This window comes from Alcanivorax sp. HI0083 (genome assembly GCF_001635175.1).
Genome location: NZ_LWFX01001316.1, coordinates 1 through 3610, shown reverse-complemented (window position 1 = coordinate 3610; position 3610 = coordinate 1). Strand labels below are relative to the sequence as shown.

The 3610-nt window shown below is 59.9% G+C and carries 4 protein-coding genes; 3 read left to right on the top strand and 1 reads right to left on the bottom strand.

Annotated elements, in window-relative coordinates; all coding sequences use genetic code 11:
- From A3754_RS19655 to A3754_RS19645, 3 genes are all read left to right on the top strand, one after another.
- On the top strand, positions 1-715 hold a 715-nt coding region (locus A3754_RS19655; RefSeq protein ID WP_197468734.1), incomplete at its 5' end, for a sulfotransferase.
- Between the two features lie 206 nt (positions 716-921).
- A complete protein-coding gene (locus A3754_RS19650; RefSeq protein WP_063521048.1) occupies positions 922-2100 on the top strand; it encodes a glycosyltransferase in 1179 nt (392 codons plus the stop codon).
- The gene (locus tag A3754_RS19645) at positions 2090-2830 is read left to right on the top strand and encodes a polysaccharide deacetylase family protein (protein WP_063521047.1); all 741 of its coding nucleotides are present in this window, start codon (positions 2090-2092) and stop codon (positions 2828-2830) included. The genes A3754_RS19650 and A3754_RS19645 overlap by 11 nt, the downstream gene beginning before the upstream one ends.
- Positions 2831-2911: 81 nt before the next feature.
- Here the strand turns inward: A3754_RS19645 and A3754_RS19640 are convergent.
- The coding region (locus A3754_RS19640) for a carbon-nitrogen hydrolase (RefSeq protein ID WP_063521046.1) at positions 2912-3610 on the bottom strand (699 nt) is incomplete at its 5' end.

Sequence of the window (3610 nt, the reverse complement as noted above, 5' to 3'; positions counted from 1 at the left end):
GCTGGATCCGGAAGAGGATTATCTTGGGTTGATCCCGGTGTGGGGCTGCTTTTTGCTAGTGCTTGTGGTGCCTGTTCCTGCCCTGTGGCAACTGACATTTCTGGACCGCGATGGCCGCCCGGAAGAAAAACAACGACTGATGCGCGCTTACCGCCGTTTTATTCAGCGCCACCTTTATTTTCACGGCCCGGAAAAAATCCTGCTATCGAAGAACCCGTCGTTTACCCCGTGGATGGAAACCTTGGCCGACGCTTTCCCGGATGCCCGTTTTATTGGCTGCCTGCGTAGCCCCACCGCGGCGGTGCCATCGCAAGTAAATTCCATTCTTATAGGCGCGCGCCTGTTCGATGGTCGCGACACCACCGCCTACTGGCGCGAAGGGTTTCTGGCGATGCTGGAATACTACTATCGCCATCTGCTGGAGGTGGTAAATCAGCTGCCGGAACAGCGCCAGGCGCTGTCGGTGATGGAGACCCTGGCATCGGCTCCTGGCGAGACCGTACTGGGTTTTTACCAGCGGTTTGGCTGGCAGCCCGACGCGCAATTTTGTCAGCGGCTGCAGGAACAGGACCGCAAGGCCAGGCAGTACCGCAGCGCCCATCAGTATTCTCTGGATGCCCTGGGTGTCAGTGGTGAGGCGTTGCTGCACAGGTTTGGCTGGGTGTATGAGCGCTTCGGATACCCGCTCCCCAGCACTGATGAAAAACCGCTGTAGGAGCGCCGCTTGAGGCGCGAACCAAAATAGTTTCGATTTTCGAAACTCGCTTCTCGTGGCTCGCAGCTGATGAGGCAAGCAGATTCGCGCCTCAAGCGGCGCTCCTACGGCGAGTTCGGGGTTCGTTACATCTTGTCGCAATTACACCGTCATGGCGTGACGCTCCTGTCACATTAACGACATGAGCGGCCGGGATACTGCCGGCCATGGATACCAAAGAGCTACGCATACTGTTTGTGGTGGATGCGATCAAAGGGCGGAATGGCGTCGGCGCCTACTTCCAGGACCTGGTCTCGCATCTGAAAGATCAGGTGGCGCAAGTGGAACTGGTGCAGCCCTGCATGGAGGAACCGCATCCTTGCCAGGGCGCTTCCATACCGATCCCCGGCGACCCCACCCAGCGACTCTTTTTTCCCAAAGTGCGTGAATTGAGCGCCCTGGTCTGGGAAATGAAACCGGATGTGATCGTGATTCCGGGGCCCGGTATTTTCTCCATGATCGGCTACTGGATCGCCAAGAAATGGGGGATTCCGGTGTGCGTTACCTTCCAGACAGATTACAACCGCCTGGTGGAGTTGTATTGGGGAAAACGGCTGGCGCGATTGGCTGGCGGTTTTCTCAACTGGGTGAACCGCACCCTGTTTCAGGGCAGCGAAACCGCCGCTACCATCTGCGAATCGATGATCGCCCAGGCCCGGGCCGCGGGGGCGCGCAATCCACAGCTGGTGGGCACACCGCTGGCCCGCGAATTCGTGCATACGCCAGTGGTCGAGCTGGATAACACCGTGCAGCGGGTTTGCTATGTGGGCCGGCTGGCGGCGGAAAAGAACATTGAATCCTTCCTCGCGCTGGCGTCCCGTCGCCCGGACCTGCAGTTTGACATTGCCGGCGACGGCCCCTTGCGCGGCAAGGTGGAAAAAGCCTGCGGCGAGCAGGGTAACCTGCATTTCCACGGCTGGTGTACCCGAGAGCAAGTAGTCAGCATGCTGGATCGCTGTCAGGTGCTGGTGTTGCCCTCATCGGTGGAAGCCTTTGGCACGGTAGCGCTGGAAGCCATGGCGCGGGAGCGGCTGGTGATTACCACGCCGGCCTGCGGCATCAATGAATGGCCGGCCTTGGCTAACGGCCTGTGGATCATGGACGAAGGGGAAAGTCTGTTCGATACCCTCGAGCGCCTGCAATCACTCAGCCCGGTGACGCGCTCGCTTAAGTCCGAGCAGGCCCGCCAGGCTGCCTTATCCATGAACGACCATGCGGTGACGCAGTGGACGGCGGTGCTGGCCCACTGCGCCACGCTGGCACCCAACCCAAACCCGGCGCTGCCTTCTCCCACCCTGGCATTGCTGCGCCGCCTGAGTAGCAGTTATATCCGCAATGCGCTCTGAGCCATTAACCGCACTGGTTTCGATTCACGATGTGATGCCCGAGACCCGCACGCGCGTCACCGCCATGCTGGCGCGGCTCAACCTGCCTGCCCAAGCAGTGACCTTGCTGGTTGTTCCCGGTAAAGACTGGCAGGCCGATGACCTGGATTGGTTGCGGTCTCTGCAGGAGGCGGGGCATCCGTTGGCCGGCCATGGCTGGTCTCACCGTTGTCAGCCACCCATGACGCTTTATCACCGCTTGCACAGCGCACTGTTGTCACGGGATGTGGCGGAGCATCTGTCGTTCTCCGGCGACGGCATTCAGCGGCTGGTGTGGGACTGTTATCGCTGGTTTATCCGTAACGGTCTGACTCCGTCGCCATTGTACGTGCCGCCGGCGTGGGCATTGGGGGCGCTGACCCCGGCACAGCTTGCCGGGTTACCGTTTCGGTATGTGGAAACCTTGTCTGGTGTTCACGATACCCAAAAACGCACCTTCACACGGCTGCCGTTGGCAGGTTTTGAAGCGGACACCGCGTTTCGTGCCTGGACGTTACGCTTTTTCAATGCCATCAATATCAGCCAGTCCCGCCGCACTGGAATACCGATACGCATCGGGCTGCATCCGGACGATTTTGAGTTGCGGCTTGCCAATACGATTTTGCCTTTGGCGGCGTCGTTGTCACAGACGTTTTCTTATTCCCAGGCACTGGAAGTGTTAGTTAAGCGCTCTGCAGCTATCCCGTTATAGTGGCCGGGTTAGAATGAATGACTTTCTGTTTCTGTCCCGCTTTTTGATTATCCGCCAGACAAGCCGAAGGGCCGTTGGAGGCTAGTCCCGGTAGCGTTTGTTCAGATCAGTATAGGCGTCGATACGGCGGTCGCGCAGGTAAGGCCAGATTCGGCGTACGGATTCGCTGCGCTGCAGGTCCACGTCGGCCAGGAGCACCTGCTCGTTGTCGCTGTCGGCCTGGGCCAGGAATTCACCCTGTGGCCCACAGATAAAACTGTTTCCCCAGAATTGAATGCCGCTGTCGTCCGCCGGGCTTTGTTCAAAGCCGGTGCGGTTGGCGACCAGCACCGGTAAACCGTTGGCGACTGCATGGGCGCGCTGGATGGTGATCCAGGCGTCGAGCTGGCGTTTCTGCTCATCCTGTTCATCGGTGCGGTCCCAGCCGATGGCGGTGGGGTAGAGCAGCAGGTCGGCGCCGGCCAGTGCCATCAGGCGGGCGGCTTCCGGGTACCACTGGTCCCAGCACACCAGCAGGCCCAGTTTGCCCACGCTGGTTTCGATGGGGCTGAAGCCGCTGCGGCCATCGTTGAAGTCTGCATCGCCGGGGGTGAAATAGAATTTTTCGTAGAAACCCGGGTCGTCGGGGATATGCATCTTGCGGTAGATGCCGGCCAGGCTGCCGTCTTTTTCCAGCACCACGGCGGTGTTGTGGTACAGGCCGGTGGCGCGCTTTTCGAACAGGCTGCCGACGATCACGATACCCAGCTCTTTGGCCAGTGACCCCAGGGTTTCGGTGCT